The sequence below is a fragment of the Mesorhizobium sp. M7A.F.Ca.CA.001.08.2.1 genome, assembly GCF_003998455.1.
In the GTDB taxonomy this organism is placed as follows: Bacteria; Pseudomonadota; Alphaproteobacteria; order Rhizobiales; family Rhizobiaceae; genus Mesorhizobium; species Mesorhizobium ciceri.
In genome coordinates this window covers 1-2,383 of the sequence record NZ_RZPW01000871.1, presented here as the reverse complement: position 1 = coordinate 2,383, position 2,383 = coordinate 1, and the positions used below count along the sequence as shown (strand labels likewise).

Sequence of the window (2,383 nt, the reverse complement as noted above, 5' to 3'; positions counted from 1 at the left end):
GTCGGTAAACACGTCGGGCAGCACCAGCGGGCGCACCTTCAGGCCGCTTTCCAGCAGGCCTTCATGGGCGAGGAACTGCAGCACATGGCTGGCGAAGCCGCCGACGGCGCCCTCCTCCACCGTCACCAGAACCTCATGCGAGCGGGCCAGCCGCCGGATCAGATCCTCGTCGAGCGGCTTGGCGAAACGGGCGTCGGCGACCGTGGTGGAAAGCCCGGCAGCCCCTAGCTCCTCGGCGGCGATCAGGCAATCCTGCAGCCGTGTGCCGAAGGACAGCAATGCTACCTTGGTGCCCTCCCTGACGATGCGGCCCTTGCCGATTTCGAGCACGGAGCCACGCTCCGGCATGTCGACGCCAACGCCATTGCCGCGCGGATAGCGAAAGGCGATCGGGCCGTCATCATAGCTTGCCGCGGTGCGTACCATGTGGCGCAGCTCCGCCTCGTCGGCCGCCGCCATCACCACGAAGCCCGGCAGTGTCGCCAGGAAGGTGGTGTCGAAGGCGCCGCAATGGGTGGCGCCATCGGCGCCGACGAAGCCGGCGCGGTCGATGGGAAAGCGCACCGGTAATTTCTGGATGGCGACGTCGTGGACGACCTGGTCGTAGGCGCGCTGCAGGAAGGTGGAATAGATGGCCGCGAACGGCTTGTAGCCTTCGGTGGCGAGGCCGGCGGCGAAGGTCACCGCGTGCTGTTCGGCGATGCCGACATCGAAGGTCCTCGACGGGAACGCTTCGCCGAACAGGTCGAGGCCGGTACCGCTCGGCATGGCTGCGGTGACGGCGACGATGCGGTCGTCCTCGCGGCCCTCCTGGACCAGGCTTTCGGCGAACACCTTGGTGTAGGCCGGTGCGTTGGCCGGCGCCTTGGCCTGCGCGCCGGTGATGACGTCGAACTTGTTGACGCCGTGATATTTGTCGGCGGCGGCTTCCGCCGGCGCATAGCCCTTGCCCTTCTGGGTGACGACATGGATGAGCACCGGGCCTTCGCCATTGTCTCGGACATTTTTCAGGACCGGGATCAGATGTTCCAGATTGTGGCCGTCGATCGGGCCGATGTGATAGAAGCCGAGTTCCTCGAACAGCGTGCCGCCGGTGACGTAGCCACGTGCATGCTCGACCGCCCTTGTGATCGCACGATCCGCGCGCTTGCCGAGATAAGACGTCAGTTTTTTGCCGAAATCGCGCAGGCCGATATAGGCCTTGCCGGAGGCCAGCCGCGCCAGATAGGCGCTCATGGCGCCGGTTGGCGGCGCGATCGACATGTCGTTGTCGTTGAGAATGACGATCAGCCGTGCATCGAGTGCGCCGGCATTGTTCATCGCCTCGTAGGCCATGCCGGCAGACATGGCGCCGTCGCCGATGACGGCGATGACATTGTTGCGGCCGCCGGAGAGATCGCGGGCCGCGGCCATGCCGAGGCCGGCCGATATCGATGTCGAGGAGTGGGCAGCGCCGAATGGATCGTACTCGCTCTCGGCGCGGCGGGTGAAGCCGGATAGGCCGCCTTCCTGGCGCAGCGTGCGGATACGGTCGCGGCGGCCGGTCAGGATCTTGTGCGGATAGGCTTGGTGGCCGACATCCCAGATCAGCCGATCATCGGGGGTGTTGAAGACATAGTGCAGCGCCACTGTCAGCTCGACCACGCCAAGGCCGGCGCCCAGATGACCACCCGTGCGGGATACCGCGTCGACCAGCTCGGCGCGAAGCTCGGACGCCAGTTGCGGCAGCTCACTCTCGGCAAGCATGCGCAGGTCGGCCGGGATGCGGGCCTTGTCGAGAAGCGGCGTATGCGGCGTTGCGTTCACGGTGCTCAGGCTTTCGGTTGATGGGCGAAATAGGCCGCCGGCCGGCGAAAGTAAATGCGTGTCAGTGACGCGGATCAGACTGTGGTCTTTTGCTTCTATGCAGGTCGTTTCCCCAAACCGGGCCACTTTGGGCGACAGGCATCAGCTTTCCGGCAGCGGAATGAACTCTTCCTCGTCTCCTGGAACGATGTCGAAGCGGCCTGTCTTCCATTCCTCTTTCGCCTGTTCGATACGCTCTTTCGACGACGAGACGAAATTCCACCAGATGTAACGCTTCGAACCAAGAGAGGCGCCGCCGAACAGCATGAAATGCGCCCCGGTCTGCGACGACACGACGATCTCGTCACCGGGACGGAACACCAGCAGCCGTTCGGCTGGGAACACATCGCCCGAAATCGAGACCTCGCCTTCCAGCGTGTAAATGGCGCGCTCTTCCGCATCGGCAGGGATTTTCACGCTGGCGCCGGACGCCAGGCGCAGGTCGGCGTAGAGCGTCTCCGAATCGGCCCTGACCGGGGACCGTAATCCTTGGAAATCGCCGATGATGAGGCGCCCGTTGACGCCTTCGGCATCAATC

General features: G+C 64.7%; 2 protein-coding genes. Both read right to left on the bottom strand.

Features of this window, described 5'->3' with window-relative positions:
• A partial coding sequence (gene dxs, locus EN914_RS32270; protein WP_127387871.1) for a 1-deoxy-D-xylulose-5-phosphate synthase occupies positions 1-1,806 on the bottom strand: 1,806 nt, incomplete at its 3' end.
• 141 nt (positions 1,807-1,947) lie between these two features.
• Positions 1,948-2,383 (bottom strand): pirin family protein (locus EN914_RS32265; protein WP_164779071.1); only part of this gene is annotated, 436 nt, incomplete at its 5' end.